This is a genomic window from Paraburkholderia sp. J94, assembly GCF_905220285.1.
Classification (GTDB): domain Bacteria; phylum Pseudomonadota; class Gammaproteobacteria; order Burkholderiales; family Burkholderiaceae; genus Paraburkholderia; species Paraburkholderia tropica_A.
On record NZ_CAJMZH010000016.1, the window covers coordinates 210,345 to 225,829 of the forward strand.

At 61.8% G+C, this 15,485-nt stretch carries 14 protein-coding genes and 1 pseudogene; 8 read left to right on the plus strand and 7 right to left on the minus strand.

Features of this window, described 5'->3' with window-relative positions; genetic code table 11:
* Positions 1-35: 35 nt before the first annotated feature.
* The 3 genes from U4Y88_RS29940 to U4Y88_RS29950 all read right to left on the minus strand — a co-directional run bounded on the left by U4Y88_RS29940 (position 36) and on the right by U4Y88_RS29950 (position 2,902).
* Positions 36-878 (minus strand): universal stress protein, encoded by an 843-nt coding sequence (locus U4Y88_RS29940; RefSeq protein WP_321788340.1) that lies wholly within the window; start codon positions 876-878, stop codon positions 36-38.
* A 166-nt stretch (positions 879-1,044) separates the two neighbouring features.
* Entirely contained in the window at positions 1,045-2,286 is a 1,242-nt protein-coding gene (locus U4Y88_RS29945; RefSeq protein ID WP_321788342.1) for an MgtC/SapB family protein, read from the minus strand.
* A gap of 115 nt (positions 2,287-2,401) precedes the next feature.
* On the minus strand, positions 2,402-2,902 hold the full coding sequence (locus tag U4Y88_RS29950; protein ID WP_321788344.1) for a carboxypeptidase regulatory-like domain-containing protein: 501 nt from the start codon (positions 2,900-2,902) through the stop codon (positions 2,402-2,404).
* Between the two features lie 207 nt (positions 2,903-3,109).
* Between U4Y88_RS29950 and U4Y88_RS29955 the strand changes: the two genes are divergently transcribed.
* A complete protein-coding gene (locus U4Y88_RS29955) occupies positions 3,110-3,559 on the plus strand; it encodes a universal stress protein (RefSeq protein ID WP_321788346.1) in 450 nt (149 codons plus the stop codon).
* Between the two features lie 97 nt (positions 3,560-3,656).
* Here U4Y88_RS29955 and U4Y88_RS29960 read toward each other — a convergent pair whose 3' ends face one another.
* Complete coding sequence (locus tag U4Y88_RS29960) at positions 3,657-4,097, minus strand: hypothetical protein (RefSeq protein WP_321788348.1); 441 nt, start codon at positions 4,095-4,097, stop codon at positions 3,657-3,659.
* 38 nt (positions 4,098-4,135) lie between these two features.
* The gene (locus U4Y88_RS29965; RefSeq protein WP_321788350.1) at positions 4,136-4,783 is read right to left on the minus strand and encodes a nitroreductase family protein; all 648 of its coding nucleotides are present in this window, start codon (positions 4,781-4,783) and stop codon (positions 4,136-4,138) included.
* A gap of 410 nt (positions 4,784-5,193) precedes the next feature.
* Between U4Y88_RS29965 and U4Y88_RS29970 the strand changes: the two genes are divergently transcribed.
* From U4Y88_RS29970 to U4Y88_RS29985, 4 genes are all read left to right on the plus strand, one after another.
* Entirely contained in the window at positions 5,194-5,796 is a 603-nt protein-coding gene (locus U4Y88_RS29970; protein WP_321788352.1) for an NAD(P)H-dependent oxidoreductase, read from the plus strand.
* Positions 5,793-6,677, plus strand: a complete 885-nt coding sequence (locus U4Y88_RS29975) for a TIGR00730 family Rossman fold protein (RefSeq protein ID WP_321788354.1) — start codon at positions 5,793-5,795, stop codon at positions 6,675-6,677. The genes U4Y88_RS29970 and U4Y88_RS29975 overlap by 4 nt, the downstream gene beginning before the upstream one ends.
* Before the next feature lie 109 nt (positions 6,678-6,786).
* Positions 6,787-7,437 (plus strand): BON domain-containing protein, encoded by a 651-nt coding sequence (locus tag U4Y88_RS29980; RefSeq protein ID WP_321788355.1) that lies wholly within the window; start codon positions 6,787-6,789, stop codon positions 7,435-7,437.
* A 379-nt stretch (positions 7,438-7,816) separates the two neighbouring features.
* A complete protein-coding gene (locus U4Y88_RS29985) occupies positions 7,817-9,364 on the plus strand; it encodes a methyl-accepting chemotaxis protein (RefSeq protein ID WP_321788357.1) in 1,548 nt (515 codons plus the stop codon).
* A gap of 77 nt (positions 9,365-9,441) precedes the next feature.
* Here U4Y88_RS29985 and U4Y88_RS29990 read toward each other — a convergent pair whose 3' ends face one another.
* The gene (locus U4Y88_RS29990; protein ID WP_321788376.1) at positions 9,442-10,356 is read right to left on the minus strand and encodes a LysR family transcriptional regulator; all 915 of its coding nucleotides are present in this window, start codon (positions 10,354-10,356) and stop codon (positions 9,442-9,444) included.
* 243 nt (positions 10,357-10,599) lie between these two features.
* Here U4Y88_RS29990 and U4Y88_RS29995 point away from each other — a divergent pair, with 243 nt between their 5' ends.
* Both U4Y88_RS29995 and U4Y88_RS30000 read left to right on the plus strand, forming a co-directional pair.
* The gene (locus U4Y88_RS29995) at positions 10,600-11,547 is read left to right on the plus strand and encodes a LysR family transcriptional regulator (protein ID WP_321788378.1); all 948 of its coding nucleotides are present in this window, start codon (positions 10,600-10,602) and stop codon (positions 11,545-11,547) included.
* A 373-nt stretch (positions 11,548-11,920) separates the two neighbouring features.
* A complete protein-coding gene (locus U4Y88_RS30000; RefSeq protein WP_321788359.1) occupies positions 11,921-12,880 on the plus strand; it encodes a universal stress protein in 960 nt (319 codons plus the stop codon).
* 106 nt (positions 12,881-12,986) lie between these two features.
* Here U4Y88_RS30000 and U4Y88_RS30005 read toward each other — a convergent pair whose 3' ends face one another.
* The gene (locus U4Y88_RS30005) at positions 12,987-14,000 is read right to left on the minus strand and encodes a hypothetical protein (RefSeq protein WP_321788361.1); all 1,014 of its coding nucleotides are present in this window, start codon (positions 13,998-14,000) and stop codon (positions 12,987-12,989) included.
* A 1,257-nt stretch (positions 14,001-15,257) separates the two neighbouring features.
* Between U4Y88_RS30005 and U4Y88_RS30010 the strand changes: the two are divergent.
* Positions 15,258-15,485 (plus strand): annotated as a pseudogene (locus tag U4Y88_RS30010) (DUF2254 domain-containing protein); the annotation flags it as partial.

Consider the following 15,485-nt stretch of genomic DNA (forward strand, 5'->3'; position numbering starts at 1 on the left):
CAGCGGCCCACGCGCTTCCCCCGCTCGACGGCTCATCAATGCGAAAGCAGAACCGGAACAGTAGCCGATTCGAGCAGTGAGAGCGTGACGCCGCCGAGCAGGCGCTCGCGCCACTGCGGATGACCGTAGGCGCCCGCCACTATGAAATCGCAGCCGTTCTTTGCGACCCACGAAATCAGGGTCTCGCCCGCTGTCTCGTCCGAGTCGCTGAAGTCTTGCGCAAAGTCCACATTGACCGCGTGGCTTGCCAGCAGCAGGTCAATGTCCGAGATCCCGGTGCCGGGCATCGGAGTTTGTGACGAATTCGACGTATCGATGTGCAACACCGTCACGCGCTTCGCAGTTTCCAACAGCGGCATTGCGTCATGCACCGCACGCGCCGCTTCGCGGCTCCCGTCCCATGCGATCACGATCGCTTCGCAGGTGGCGCGCAGCGCGCCCGCGTAAGGCAAGACGAGTACTGGCCTGCCGGACGTCATAACCACATGCTCGAGAAAGCGCCTGCGCAGGGACGCGGTATTGTCGTCGGGGTTCGCCTGGCCTGCCACGAGCACATCGGCGTGGCGGCTGCGGCGGACGATCGGCTGTTCGGCGTAGAAGTCGAACGCGATCCACTCGCCGTCCATGCCGACGCGCCTCAAGGCGTGGTGAAAGGACTCTTCGGCCGCAGCCTGCTGGCCGCGCCGCACGTCACAGTATTCGCTGTAGTACGGGGCACCGCCGGCGACCGTGAAATAGGCGCGCGAGTCTGGCGCGAACGGCGAATAAAGGCCGATGAGGTGGGCATCGAAGCGTCCCGCGAGCGTCAGCGAGAAATCGAGTCTCGCTTGCGTGCGTTCGTCCGGGTCGAGATAAGCGAGCACGGTCTTGTACTGCATGGCGACCTCTCCTGGGGGAAATGGCGTGCCGGGGAGCACGCTCTCGGGTAGTGCGTTTCGCTGCGCCGCGGGACGCGCGCGGCCAGACGGAAGTGACTGGTTGCATGTTGTCGCCGGATGCGCGTCGAGACTTGATGTACATCAAGTCTTAGTCTGCCGCCGACATTCAACTGGCGAACCACCACGCGCTCCAGACGCAGGCGAGGATCAGCGCCTGACCCGGTACGACGGTCCACGCGAATGCGCGTTTGCCGAAGACCGCGGCCACGATGCATTTCATGATCGAGTTGGCCGTGAACGCGACGATGATCGGCATGGCCGCGTCGTTTGCGCTGAGCAGCGACTGGGCACTGAGCGCGGCGATCGAGGCGGCGGCGGAGTGCGTGTCGATGAGGCCCCCGAGTATCGCCGCGATCAATAGTCCGGCCTCGCCGAACCAACGTGCAAGCAGGGTGCCGCTGAGCGTCAGGATCATAAGCGTCGAGGCGAGCAGCAACGCCGCTTTCAGATCCACAGCGCGGCCGATCACCAGTGCCTCCTGCATCGGCTTGCGTATCGCGCGCCAGGCGATGAGCAGACCCCAGGCCAGTGCGCCGAGCGTGCCCGCGGCGAACGCCGGCGCAAGCTGGCGCAGCAGCGGCTCATGAACGACGCCGACGATCAGCGCCAGTTGCACTGGCGTCGCGACCGAGGAGAGCGCGGCGGCGGCGGCGAACTGCGGACAATCGGCTTGCGAAAGCGCGGCACGGCGACCCATCGTCGTGATGGTCGCAATGCTGGAAACGAAGCCGCCCAGCAGGCCCGCGAACGGCAAGCCGACACGCGCGCCAAACATCAGCTGTGCCAGGTGACCAAGGGCGCTGATCGCCATGACGAGAACGGCGAAGCGCCAGACTGTCTGAAGATTGATCGCACCGAGCGGGTCGACGGGACGGTCGGGGAGCATCGGCAGGATGATCAATGCGGACGCGGCCAGCATCAGCAGATCGACCACCTCTTTGTGATTGAGACGCGCCACGACGAAGCGGTGCAACGGCGCGCGCGCCGCGAGCACGATCGTGAGTGCCACGCCCAGCGCGGCGGCGAGTGGCGCGTCGATGACGGCCAGCGCGCCCAGCAGCAGTGTGGCGATCAGCGCCGCTTCGGTGGTCAACCCCGGATCGTCGTGAGGCCGCAGGTAGGCGGCAGTGGCCAGCGCGGTCAGCGAGAGAACCAGCGTGGCGGCCAGTATCGTGCCGCCGACACGCATGGCGATCGTACCGAGCAACGCCGTGATGGTGAAGGTGCGGATGCCGGCAGCGGCACGGGCCACGCCTTCTCCCTTGCGTCGCTCGCGTTCCGCGCCCACCAGCAGACCCACACCCAGCGCGACGGCAAACGGCATGTACTCGTCATTGATGGGCAACATATCGCGTTGTTACGGCGTGGTGATCGTGCAGCAGCCATCGTAGGGCGGGGGGGGCTGCGCAATGCGTGCTAAACGTGTTCGGTGCGTAGCGAGGCGAAAAGGGCGTGAAAAGGCGTCATCTGATCGTGGACGGCGTCTGACAACAGGGGGCTACGGCGTTGCGCACGGCCGGGACAAATACGAACTGCGCGTTCGTGCCCTGACGCTTGTTCACGACCACGACGCGCACCTGTTTCGTCCCCGCCGCGTAGGCGGCCACCTGATAGCGTCCGGGCGGTAGCGCCACGTAGAGATACGGACCGAGCGTGCGCGTCCTGAAGACCGACGCGCCCGAAGGCACGACGATCTCGACATCGACGTCCGAGAGGAACTGGCCGCCCTCCGTCAAAAACGTGAGTCGCAGGCTGTACTGACGCGCCACGCTGCGAAGCGCATCGGCTTCGTCGATTCCGACGCCGCCGGTGATATAGGCAATGCCGTTCTGCATGGACCGCGTCGCCACGGTGGTCGTATCGGAAGCCGCGATGTCCGCGGCGCCAAAACTCGCACCAGACGTCATTGCTGTCATCGCCGTCATCAGTGCGACGGCAAGCGTAATTTCATGGATGCGTTTCATGGACTTCTCCTCGCACCGTCGATCGGCAGGCTGGTTAGCCAAGGATCGCTCGCAAGTGGGATAGACGTCTGATGCAGGTCAAACTATCGCTGTGTCGTGGCCGCGCTTGTCTGTTGATGCAAATCAACCGCGTGGCTCCGGTGAACCCGAAGATTGGCGTCAGGCAACGCGGTGCGGCACCGGGTACCCCGGGTGAGGAGGCAGGCCATGTACGAGAAAATCATGATGGCGTTCGACGGCAGCGAGACCTCGCTGCAAGCGCTCGAGGAAGCGCTTCGCTTTGCACAACTGGCCGGGGCGAAACTCTATGTGGCGCATGTCATCGATGTGATCGCGCCGCTTGGTATGGGGCTGACCTATGTCCCGCCGGACCTCATCGACGCATATCGGGAGGAAGCGAAGCGGCTGCTGGACGTCGCGCGATCCAAGGCTGTGGCGGCCGGTGTGACGTGCGAGACAATGTTGCTGGAACTGGAAGGCGTCACCGACGGCGTGGCGGTGTGCCTGAACCGATGTGCAACGCGCATAGACGCGCAACTTGTCGTACTCGGCACGCATGGCCGCCGCGGCGTGAGTCGCGCTTTCCTCGGCAGCGTGGCAGAGGCGTTCGTGCGCGTGGCAGACTGCCCGGTGCTGCTCGTGCGGGGGCTTTTATGAGCGTGCGGTGCTCGCCGGCTCACTGGCTCGTGAAGGTCACGCACGCCGCTCTCGCGCATTTGTCGGCATTGTCTCTCGAAGAGGGCGCGCAGTCCTTTCACCAGTTCGTCACCGTCTTGCGTGCGAGCGCCGGCAACTGCCCCCAGCCGACCGGCGCGTAGACGGCGCCACCCGCGAGGCCGACCAGCTCAGTGAAGCGCTGGAGCGTCGCGCCCGCCATGACATGCACGGGCGGACCGCCGAAGTAGCTGTTGGTCCGCAGCCACGGCGCGCGTCGGCTATTGATCTCCTGCACGCTGAAGGGGTGCGCATGTGCGCCGGTTTCCGGCGTGAGCAGCGGACCGTCGAAGGCGATCTTGAGAATCTGGTCGCGTTCGCCGCCGTAGGGCAATCCGGCCTCGGATGTGTAAGGCGACTTTTCCCAGTTGTCACCCCATTGCTGCTCTAGCGGTGCGCGTGTGAAGTACGCCCAAGGCGCGCAAACATAGCAGAGGCGATAGACCTCCTGGACGCCGGTCAGATCGACGCGCGTAGCCATTGCCAACTCCTTCTTTCCCTGAACACGCCGGGAGCCGATCACGCTGCCGGTTTGCCAACGGTCTGCGCGAGGATCGGCAACTCGTCCTCATTCAGCCTGAGCACATCGGCGAGCAGCCGATGGTTGATCCAGCCGCGCACCACGGTAGCGAGCCCCTCGGAGGCGCAATAGAGCGAGACGTTCTGGCAAATCGCGCCAGCGGCGATGCCCGCGAACAGTTCGCGCTGCCGACGCGGTGTCGATAGCACTTGCGAGCCGCGCAGCACGTAGACGAGATCGAGCGGCGCCTTGCCCACGAAGTCCTGGTAGCCCGTCATGTTGCGCGCGTCGACGGCATGCTTGAGCACCAGCCGGTCGAATTCGGGCTCGTAGCGATACACGCCGTGAGGTAAGGCGACATAGATGTCGATCTCGTTGCAGGCCTGAGCCGACGGTGCGGTATGGCCATCGGTTTCGGTGCGATTGATGCCGTTCGCAGCCCAAAGCAGTTCGCCGAGCGTGTCCAGCGCAATGGGCGAGTCCGCGTACTCGCGCGTGCTTCTGCGACGTGCAAGCGCGCTCATGAGCGGCGCACCGAAGTCGTGCCGGGGGCGCGGAAGGTCGATGAAGACAGGCGCCTCGCCGCTCGCGCGAGCGGGCGGCAACTGCGGCGCGGGTTCGTACTCGATGCTTTGAATAGAGGTCATGACATTGCTCCAGTCGCTGGCGAGCCGGTCGAACCGGGTCGGTGCACGCGGCGCGCCCCGAATGGCTCGTCAACGCACACGGGATATACGGCCATGCCGCCGATGGCGGCGCAGTGCAAATGCGTGATGCCTTGAGCGAGTACGCGTGTCATGGCATCCGTTTGCCGTTTCAGTCTCGGCGCGCGGAGCGGGTGCACCATTGATTCAGGTCAATCAGGGCAGCGCGCGAGGAGTGCGCGTTGCGGCCCTCCTTACGGTGAGCCGGCGAGGTACGCCGCAGGCATCGACACGTCCTGCGTGCTTATCGCATCCTTGATATGTGTCAATTCGAGGTCGGCGGCGCGGCGCACGATGAATCTGTGTGTGCAGCGACCTTGTCGCGCTTGCCCAATGTGAAAGGAGCCAAAGTCATGCAACACCTGATCGTGGCCGCGCATCCGGTCGAGGACAGCCTCACCATGAGCTTGACGCGGATGTATGTTGGCGAACTGGTCCGCCTGGGGCATGACGTGCGCGTTCATGATCTGTACCGCATGGGGTTCGATCCCGTGCTACCCGCGGAGGAACTGATCGACGGGAGGAACGCGCACATTCGAATGGTCGACGTACTGGCCGCTCAGGAGGATGTGCTCGAAGCGGCTGTTCTGACCGTCATCTACCCGCTCTGGTGGATGGCGATGCCCGCGATGATGAAGGGCTATATCGACCGCGTCTTCAGCCGCGGCTTTGCGTACACGGTGGAGCAGGGCGAAGTGCGCGGCTTGCTCGGCGGGCGGCGGGCGGCGATGGTGACGGTCTCCGGCGCGCCGCTGGCTTCGCTCACCGACGACGGTCGCTGGCAGACGATGCAGTTGCTCCAGGACGTGCACGTATTCGGCGCGGTCGGGTTCGACGTCGTCGGCCATCTCCATTTCGATGAAGTTGGCCCGGCGTTGCCCCCTGCGGACGCGCAGGCCGACTTCGCGCGCGTGCGCGAGTTCGTTCGCGGACACTTCGCTTCGGTGCTCGCGTGAACACGTCCATCAAACCGGAACGGCCGCCCACGCGAAAGGCGCGCCGGGCTTTGCCGGCGCGCGTGCGCCGCCTCGTCGAGAGCCCGACCTATGTTCAGGCCGACGAGGACGGCGCCTTCCTGCGCCGCCCGGAAATGTGTGGCGTGCGTTTGCAGCTCGACTACTGGAAAGCCGCGGAGAAGTTGCAGCAGATCGGTATTCGCGACACGGTTGTGGTTTATGGGAGCACGCGCATTGATGCGCCCGCTCGCGCGCGCCGTCGGCTTGCAGAGGTGCGCGCGAGGCTCAAGGCCAAGCCGTCCGACGCGCAGCGCCAACGCGCGGTTTGTGCGGCGGATGCAAAAGTGCGCCACAGCGTTTATTACGAAATCGCGCGCGAGTTCGGGCGGCTGGTCGGCGCATCGCAAGGAAGCCCACGGCTTCCGAGGCTCACGATCGTGACGGGCGGCGGCCCCGGCATCATGGAGGCTGCCAATCGTGGCGCGTTTGAGAGCCATTCTCCTACCGTCGGCATGAATATCGCGCTGCCATACGATCAGCTTCCGAACGCGTATCTGACGCCCGAATTGTGCTTCCGATTTCACTACTTCGCCATTCGCAAACTCCATCTGCTCGAAAGGGCAAAAGCGGCGGTGTTCTTTCCCGGCGGCTATGGAACCTGTGACGAATTATTCGAAGTCCTGACGCTTCTGCAAACGAAAAAAATCGATCCGATTCCGGTCGTTCTGGTTAGCGAAGCGTATTGGCGCAGCCTTGTCGACTTCGACATGATGGCGGACGAAGGCATGATCGCGCGCGACGACCTCGCGCTATTCTGCTTTTGCGAGAGCGCGCAGGAGATCTGGTCGGCAATCTGCAAGTGGCATGACGCTAGAGCATAAATGCAAATGCAGACCAGTTGGACGAATCGTCCGTATCGGCCGCATCGCAGCCGATTTTTCGATGGTGATCAGGCAGTTTTATCAGCGTTTAGATCAGGAGTGAGAGGCAATGAAATCCGATATCGAACTGAAGCGCGACGTCGAAGCTGAATTCGCTTGGGACAAGTCGATCAACCCTGCGGAGATCGGGGTGGGTGTGTCGAACGGCGTCGTCACCTTGTCGGGCCATACAACCAGCTTCGCGCAGAAACTCGCTGCGGAGCGGGCTGCGGCCAGGGTCGCGGGTGTGCGCGGAATCGTCGTCGAAATGGAGGTGCGTCTTGCGCGCCATGACGTGCGCAGCGACGAGGACATCGCAAACACGGTGCGCTCGATTCTGGAGTGGAGCGTCGGTTTGAACAATCAGATGGTTCAGGCGCAGGTCGAGAAGGGCTGGGTCACGCTGGTGGGAGAGTGCGATTGGGGCTATCAGAGTCACGCCGCGAAAAACGCAATTGCGCATCTGCTCGGCGTCACGGGCGTCACCGACACAATTCGCGTCCGGGGCGAGGCCTCGGCGGAGGATATCGCTGTCGGCATTCGCGACGCGATACAGCGTCACGGCGATCGTGAAGCGAAACATATCGGGATCGAGATTGACGACGGCACGGCCATCCTCACAGGCAAAGTTGCGTCGAACGCCGAACGCAGGCTCGTGTACGGGGCGGCCAAAGCGACGTCAGGTGTGCGGGCAGTCGTCGACCTGCTCGAAATCGAGTGACGGTGCCGCCGGAATCATGGGGAGGTACCGGCTGATCTGTCGATCGAGGGCGAATGCCCGCGCTTGCATGTACCTCGCCTTTGGTCATGCATCATCGACGGGCGGCTCAGAGGATTGGTGGATGCGATCTGCGGATTCGCCGTTTAAACAATAATTCTGCGTCCGCTTTTTCGTCTGACAATATCCTGTTGTTTATCAGCTTATCGGGCTGGCGGCAATGTGAAGTTCAATAAATGTCCTTTCTGGATTAGCCACTAATGGTTGGGGAATTCTCGCCGTTAGCAGGGCAGGTGACCAAAACATGCCATGCAGATTCTCCTGCGTAGCGGGGAAATCATGGCGGGACATTAAAAACCTCTAGCCCCAGGTAGCGACCTCTATGCCTCAGGATGTCAGCATTCGTGCCCGCCTCGCGATGGCGATGGCCTTTCTCGCAGTTTTGCTCGTCATTGGCGGCCTGATGGGTGTCGGCGGCGTGTTCGTAAGCAATAACGATGTAAAGGAGTTGTACGCGAACCGACTGGCCTCTTCCGAGGCCTTGGGGCAGGCGAACGTTGCACTGTCCAGGGCACGTCTGTGGTTGTATCGCATCGCACTCGATCCGACGAGCCCTGACGTGCTGCAGGAGACGCTGACCGCCCGTAACCTGCTGACTGCCGCAAGGAATGCGTGGGACAGTTACCGCGCGTTGCCGTTTTCCAGCGCCGACGAGGCGCGTCAAGCGCACGACGTCAACGAGAAGTTCGGCTTGCTCGTCACAAACGGGCTGGACCTGATGTTCGCGGCGATCGAAACTCATGACGCGGCGAGGATTGCCGACGTCTGGAAACACTTGCCGCCTTCCCTGTTTATCGATGTGTCCGACGGCATGGACTCACTCGGCGGGACTCAGGTCACGACCGCACGGGAATTGTTTGATGCCGCTCAGACGCGTTTTCGCTGGTTTTTGGCAATTGCCATCGTGGGTATCGCGATTGCCCTGGCGGCCGCGATTCTTGCGTGGCGATCGCTACAGCGCGCAATAGGCGGTCCGCTGGATCGAGCGCTCGATCACTTTAGCGCCATCGCAAACGGCGACCTCACTGCAGAAGTCGAAATCCATTCGCGCGATGAGATGGGGCGATTACTGGAAGGGCTGAAGGCTATGCAAGGCAAGCTCATTCGGACAATCGGCGTCGTTCAGGATGGTTCGCGCCTGATCGAAACGGCCAGTCATGAAATTTCCGAAGGCAACGTGGATCTTTCGCAACGCACGGAAGAGCAGGCGGCATCGCTGGAGCAAACCGCTGCATCCATGGATGAGTTGACGGCGACTGTGCGCCTGAACGCCGAGAATGCGAAACAGGCAAGTGAAGTGGTGAGAAACACTGCGCGGCTCACCGATCAGGGTAATGAGGCGACGCAGGCCGTGGTGCGGACTATGCGTGGCTTATCCGATTCGTCGGGAAAAATCGCGGAGATCATTGGTGCGATTGAGGGCATTGCTTTCCAGACCAATATTCTTTCTCTGAATGCAGCCGTGGAGGCCGCCAGGGCCGGTGAGCAAGGGCGAGGCTTCGCCGTTGTCGCCAGCGAAGTGCGTTCGCTCGCGCAACGCAGCGCAACGGCGTCGCGCGAAATCAAGGACCTCATTACCGATTCGTTGAATCGGGTCGGAGCAGGAGCGAAACAGGCGGATCGCGCGATTTTGGCGATGCAGGAAATTCAGGCTTCGGTTAAGCGTGTCAGCCATTTGATGGACGAAATTGCCGTTGCCTCGGACGCCCAATCGAAAGATATCGAGCAGGTGAATCAGGCTGTCTCCGAAATGGACCGTGTGACCCAACAGAACGCGGCGCTCGTGGAGCAGGCGTCCGCGGCGGCGCTATCGCTCAAGGTACAGGCCGGGCAACTCGAGACGGCGATTTCGGTCTTTCGCGTGGGTTGAGTAAGGTAACGCGCTTTATGCTCCGATCGAATTGCCTCGCAGTTCAATCAGTCGCGTCGATACCTGGCATGCGGAACTTAAGGCGCGCCGACGCGCGTTTGTTTGCCCAACACTTCGTGACAGATGTCCAGCCACGCACGCGCTGCGTGCGACATATACCGATCCGCGGACCAGATGTGCGACAGCGTCCAGTCCAGCGACGGCTCCGTCACTCGCGCGACCGCAAGATTGCCGGCGTCGAGGTGTGCGAGGAAGGGCTCGGGCAGGAAGGTAGTGCCGAGACCCGCTGCCGCCATGGCAGCGAGAAAGTCCCAATGTCCACTCCTTGCCACGACGTGCGGTTCGATACCGGCCTCGCGGAAGGCTGCAAGAACGCGGCGGGTCAATGCAAAACCCTCGTCGAGCAGGATAAGCGGCTCGGCTTTGAGCGCGGCAAGCCGCACGGTCCGGCGTCCATGCCATGAGGCTTCACGCGGACCCACCGCCCAGATCGAATGGCGTGCGATCACGCGGCTTGCAAGACCTTCTGGATTGCTTCCGGGTAAAAGTACTGTGGCGCCGACTTCCAGCTCTCCCGATATGACCTTCTGCTCGAGCAATTGTCCACCGTGTTCGGCGAGATGCAATTCGAGCTTCGGGTAACGTTGCTGAAAGGTCCTGACGGCGCCTGGGAAAAACAGATTCCCCATTGGCGGCATACCCACGGAGAGTTGACCGCGAGAGAGCTGTGCGACATCGGCGACTTCCAACTGCAACTGTTGAATGACGGAAAGCGCCTGCAACCCACGTTCGTACACCACACGCCCCATGTCGGTGAGCTGAACTTGCCTTCCATCACGGATCAACAGCGGTTGGCCGACTTCGTCTTCCAGTTGCTTCACCATCTTGCTGATTGTCGACTGGGTGACAAACACCGCGGCGGCAGCCTGCGTGAAGCTGCCCAGTTGAACGGTTTCGACAAAATAGCGCAGCGCGCGGATATCTATCGACATATCAGTCTTGTTACGCATGAAAAATACGACTGGATTTTATGACATTAAATCACGATATGCATCGCCGAATTTTCATTAAACTGCCTCTCGGCTGAAGTTCGGCACGCGTGATTCGTCTTACGAAGCAGCGCTCCACCGGCCACGCGCCTGATCGTGAGCGCTGCAGCCTGTTCGCGGATCAGGCGATGTGACCCGCGCGCGCTCGCTGGTCATTCGCGAAACAAGATAACGACTGAAGGTCTGATGGATACGCTACAAAATATGCGGGTGTTTGTCCGCGTGGTCGAGGCGGGCAGTTTCACTGCAGCTGCCCAATCGCTCGATTCGACCACGGGAGCGATGTCGCGCGCGGTCTCGGAGCTTGAGGCGCATCTGCGCACCCGCTTGCTCAATCGCACGACGCGCCGTCTCGCACTCACGACGGCCGGCGAGCGTTATCTGCAGCGCTGCAAGCAGATTCTTACCGACGTCGATGGCGCCGAAGAGGAAGCCAGCTGTGCACACGAGCGTCCAGCGGGCGCGCTGCGTATGCATAGTTTCGCGAGCATCGGGCAGCACTATGTGCTGCCAGCGATTTCACAGTATCGCGCACGGCATCCCGACGTCACGGTCGAACTCACGCTCTCGCAGCGTATGCCCGATCTGTATGGGGGCAGCAGCGACGTGTCGCTGGTGATCGCGAGCTCGTTGCCGAATTCCGATCTCGTTTCGCACCGGCTGGGCGTGTCGTGCAGCATTCTGTGCGCGTCGCCCGAATACATTCAAGCGAACGGCGCGCCGCGAACGCCGGCTGATCTTGCGCGTCACGACTGCCTGATCCTGAAGACGCCCACGGCTCCCGCGCACGAGTGGACGCTCGAAGGACCGGAAGGCGCCGTTGCGATGCATGTCGACGGGCCGGTGCAGGTGAATATCGCTGAGTCGCTGGCCGTCGCGATTAGAGAGGGTATGGGTATCGGCATGCTGCCCGTCTATGCCGCGATCGAAGGGCTGCGCAGTGGCGCGCTCGTGCGCGTGCTGCCGCAACACATCTTGCAACGGGTCAATGTGTATGCGCTTTATCCCTCTCGCAAGTTCGTCGATGCGAAGACCCGAACCTGGGTGGAGTTCTTGCGCACCTATCTGGGAGAGGTGATTGCGCGGGACATGTCGGCGCTCGAAACGCTTGCACGAGGACAACTCGCGGATTAGACGGCGGTCGCGGCATCTGGCGAGTCGCCTGGGCCCGGCGCGACGCGTATATTGACGAGCACAACGGCCTGAATCCGGGCAAGATTCCGCCCGACAAACAAAAATGCCAACCCGGCTTGAACCGCACCCCAAGAGTTGGACATTGATCCAATTTTTTGGGTGTTTTTCATGGTGAAGTACGACGAGCGATTCAAGCCGCCGATCGACGGTATCACAAAAGGACGGCGCAAATTCGATAATATGAAATGGGATTTCGGCTGCTGGAGTGGGTGCAAGGGAACCAGGCTCTGTCTGAATTGATCTGTGTCAATTGCTGGCGGCGGATCCGCGGGAGCATGCAACTCGACGTCCTGCGTTGATCGTGAGGTGCGAAATGAACCAGCAATCCGGCACGAAGTTATTTATGTCATTCACGAGGATTCTGGTCGCGGTGGATTCGACACCGGCGTCGTCTGCGGCGCTCAAGTATCTAAAGCCGCTCGTTCATGGCGGCGTAACCGTGCGCGTGGTGTCCGTGGCAGAAAACCCGCACACGCTCGTGCCTCTCGGCGGATGGGCGGGTGTGCAGCTTCAGGGGGCGCGGCTCGAATTGCTGCGTGATGCGGATGCCGCGATCCAGGCCGCACAAGCCAAACTGCAGGGATGCGACGCAAAAATAGAGGGCCAACTCATCGACCTTTGCAAAGTGGGCGGTCATCTTGTAGACGCACTCAGCAATGCGATTTCGCAATGGTCACCCGATCTCGTAGTTTTGGGAACCCGCCATCATCAGGGCTTGTTGCGTTGGGTGGAGGGCGAGGTCTCTGCGCCGCTGGCCCGACTGCTCCATGCACCGGTCCTGATCGTCCCGCCCGAATACAAAGGCGCCACGGATGGTCCGCCTTCGCGGGTTCTTTTCGCGACGGACGGCAGTGATGCGTCCCTGTGTGCGCTGCGTGCAGGCGCTGGTCTCGTCGCGCCACGTTCCAATTGGCGCATCGTCTACGTCGTCGACCGCCTGCTCGCCGCGGGAACCGGGCCTTTTGAAAGGCAGCTCGAAGACACCCTGACAGAGATCGGCCGGGTCGCCCTCAAGGCGGCAGTCGATGAACTTGCCGTGTATGGCCGACAAAGTGAACGGGCGGTGGAAACCGCGCTTATTAAGACAAGCAGTTCGTTCGATGACGTACCACATGCGATCGAGCGTGATGCCGTGCGCTCGAAGTCGCAGCTCGTACTCCTCGGAACGCACGGACGACGCGGCCTGGCCCGCTGGCTGCTTGGCAGCGTCGCCGAACGGACTCTGCGCTTGACGACCGTTCCGCTATTGCTCGTGCTATCGCCTCGCGAATAGGTGCGGAAGACGTGTTGGCTCGCTGTTCGGCCCCGTCGGCGCAGTGTCGGGCGCAAGCGCGCTTTGCGCTTCGCCCGATGGCGCGCAATCTGTCGCTACTGGGGCACTACAGGGCCCGCATGGCGGCATCGATATGCAATCCGCCGGGCAGCAATTCCGATCGCGGGTAGCGGACCAGCGTGAAGGCACGCGTTCGGGGCGGATCGCCGGGAATGCGAGCGACCCGAAATTCGATCTCGCGGCTCGCCTGAGTCTCGTCCTCCCTGACCACATTCAGGAGGTCCAGACGGATGCGGCGAGCTTCGATGTACAAAGCGTCTGCTGGATGAGCGCAGACATGGCAGACCCGGTCCAGTTCGAACTCGATCGCTTCAGTCGGAACGCGAAGGGAAGCCAGGCTGCGGGCGTTTTCGTCAATCTGGATCTGTAACCTGGCCAGTTCGTCGGCATCGTCGTCCGGGCGCTCACCGAGCACCGAGCGAACCCCTGTGCCCTGGCGCTCCAGCAAAGCGACACGCGCCTCAAGCAGTTCACGTCCTCTTGCAAGGAGGTCGCGGCGGTCGGCAGCCAGTCGCGATAGTCCTTCAAGTGCCAGTTGGTCTACCAGCCGGCGGGCAATCGCGTCATGCAGTTCGATCTCCGTCTGAGCGCAGATAATGATGCGGTGGTCGCTGAAGCAGATCTGAGTCTGAGGAACGTCATGGCGGACAAGCTCTCCCTCGAGTGCAACGCCGAGGACGTGACGCTCTGTCATCGCCATGCCGAGGGTCGCATAGGCGTGCGACATGGACGGGTTTCGATCGAAGTAATCACGCAGGGCTTGCGAGCGGCTGAACATTTTTGCCAGATCGTCTGGTGTCGCGAAAAATGCCCTGATTAACGGATCGGTTGACCACGTTGCCGAATTCGCCTCATGTGCTGGCGGCAACGAGCCGATCAGTTCGTCGATGTAGGCGAGCGCCACGCCGACTGCGTCAGCCAGACGTTCGTTGTGGCGCCGCGCGTGTTTCAGGCGTGGGTTGATCGCGATGGTGCGGTCGATCATTTCGGCGAGGCGCATACTGTCCGAATGCGGATGGGGCGACCGCTTCGGCTGTGACAGCCAATCAAGGAGACCCATATTGCACTCCGTGAGTCGGGTTATCGCTGCGTTCGGAATTCCCAGCCGGAGATGCGCCTGGGCGACCGGGCAGATCGGGACCTGACTGCGGCGCAGCCATGCGGTCCACCTTGGGGCCGGGAACCGTGAGGGGGGCCGTCGTGGCTGGCGTCGTCGGTGCCACGGTTGCACTTACAAGCAATCCCGTCGACGCAAGAAAGATGGCGGCCAATAATACGAATTCCATAGAGACTGCTCCTTATGGCGTTGGAACACATGCTGGAGGGCACCCAGGTGGCTCGGCTTGCCACGCGTATTCGCGCTCAGGAGGCGCTCGCCTGGTCCCCCAGACGAGCTTTGCCGTGGGTCACCCGGAGGAAACGAGTGTTGGCCGTAACGCCTCTACAGTGCTGGCTTCATCGCTTTCGGCAAGCGTCGATGTTTCGCAGTGTCCGTTCGACGTTGGACGAATCGACGGTTCGAGGGCTAGCCAGATGCGCTCCCCTGCGTAAGGCTGAAAATTGTGCTCCCGGATTGCACGCAAAAGCGTCTGCGTGCCCAGTTGGAAGGCCAGGCGGAATTGCTCGTCCGATGAGTCTGCTGCACCGAGCGAGGTGCGTACGGATTCAAGCGAAATCGCGAAGGCTCGGTATCCCCACCCGAATCCGTACGCTGAGAACCACACATCGGTTCCGTGAACCAGCAAGGGCGGGGTAATCCAGATCGATGGCCGATACATTGAAGTCACTCCTCTGAAGATACGAGGTCGTTGAGGACGGACATCCGCCTGACGACCTGCCGGGCGTGCGTCGTTTGCTGGCTACGACGCCGTTTGGGGTGCCGATCTAGTCAGATAAATCAGGCGCGATGGGCACCAAATCCGTTGTCGTTGCCGTCTGCGTTCGTGACACCGACCGCCGTACATGGCATGCATGAAACGCTAGGCGTCGGGGCGGCTATTTCGCTTGACATAGGTCAAGTCTTCGCGGTCAGCGCAACAAGGTGGCAATCAAGTGCCCCTTCTGTGACTTGATCTCCAGACGCTGGTTGATTTGAATCAACCAGCGCAGGCGCATCGTTGAGTCTAGTTCTAGTTGGAGACAACACTCGCGGGTTCAGTAACGTGCAATTCCCGATGGGCAGCGAATGCAAACTGCCCCGGACACCGAATCGATTGCAGGTGCCAAATTTCAGTGCACGCGAGTTCGGTCCGGCGTGAGGGGGATGCGCGTCGCGCCGAAGAGTCGATGCGGGATGCGACCTCACGAAGGAGGGGAAATGGCCTGGAATCGTCGTTACAGTCTGATTAGCCATCTGCGCTCTTCGCTCTGGATAGTGCCGATGGTCGCCGTGGTGGCGGCCTTGATACTCAAACGCGTCGCCGTTGCCTTAGGTGGCTGGCTGGTCCACGTACATGGCTATGATGTTCAGAATGGCTTTCTCGCCGTGAGCGCTGATGAAGCACACGCCATTCTCGACCGGATCTTTACGCTAAACCTGTCGTGT

Bases quoted from the DNA above. Each gene is read 5' to 3' on its own strand.
- U4Y88_RS29940 (WP_321788340.1), bottom strand. From the start codon at position 878: ATGCAGTACAAGACCGTGCTCGCTTATCTCGACCCGGACGAACGCACG.
- U4Y88_RS29945 (WP_321788342.1), bottom strand. From the start codon at position 2,286: ATGTTGCCCATCAATGACGAGTACATGCCGTTTGCCGTCGCGCTGGGT.
- U4Y88_RS29950 (WP_321788344.1), bottom strand. From the start codon at position 2,902: ATGAAACGCATCCATGAAATTACGCTTGCCGTCGCACTGATGACGGCG.
- U4Y88_RS29955 (WP_321788346.1), top strand. From the start codon at position 3,110: ATGTACGAGAAAATCATGATGGCGTTCGACGGCAGCGAGACCTCGCTG.
- U4Y88_RS29960 (WP_321788348.1), bottom strand. From the start codon at position 4,097: ATGGCTACGCGCGTCGATCTGACCGGCGTCCAGGAGGTCTATCGCCTC.
- U4Y88_RS29965 (WP_321788350.1), bottom strand. From the start codon at position 4,783: ATGACCTCTATTCAAAGCATCGAGTACGAACCCGCGCCGCAGTTGCCG.
- U4Y88_RS29970 (WP_321788352.1), top strand. From the start codon at position 5,194: ATGCAACACCTGATCGTGGCCGCGCATCCGGTCGAGGACAGCCTCACC.
- U4Y88_RS29980 (WP_321788355.1), top strand. From the start codon at position 6,787: ATGAAATCCGATATCGAACTGAAGCGCGACGTCGAAGCTGAATTCGCT.
- U4Y88_RS29985 (WP_321788357.1), top strand. From the start codon at position 7,817: ATGCCTCAGGATGTCAGCATTCGTGCCCGCCTCGCGATGGCGATGGCC.
- U4Y88_RS29990 (WP_321788376.1), bottom strand. From the start codon at position 10,356: ATGTCGATAGATATCCGCGCGCTGCGCTATTTTGTCGAAACCGTTCAA.
- U4Y88_RS29995 (WP_321788378.1), top strand. From the start codon at position 10,600: ATGGATACGCTACAAAATATGCGGGTGTTTGTCCGCGTGGTCGAGGCG.
- U4Y88_RS30000 (WP_321788359.1), top strand. From the start codon at position 11,921: ATGAACCAGCAATCCGGCACGAAGTTATTTATGTCATTCACGAGGATT.
- U4Y88_RS30005 (WP_321788361.1), bottom strand. From the start codon at position 14,000: ATGGGTCTCCTTGATTGGCTGTCACAGCCGAAGCGGTCGCCCCATCCG.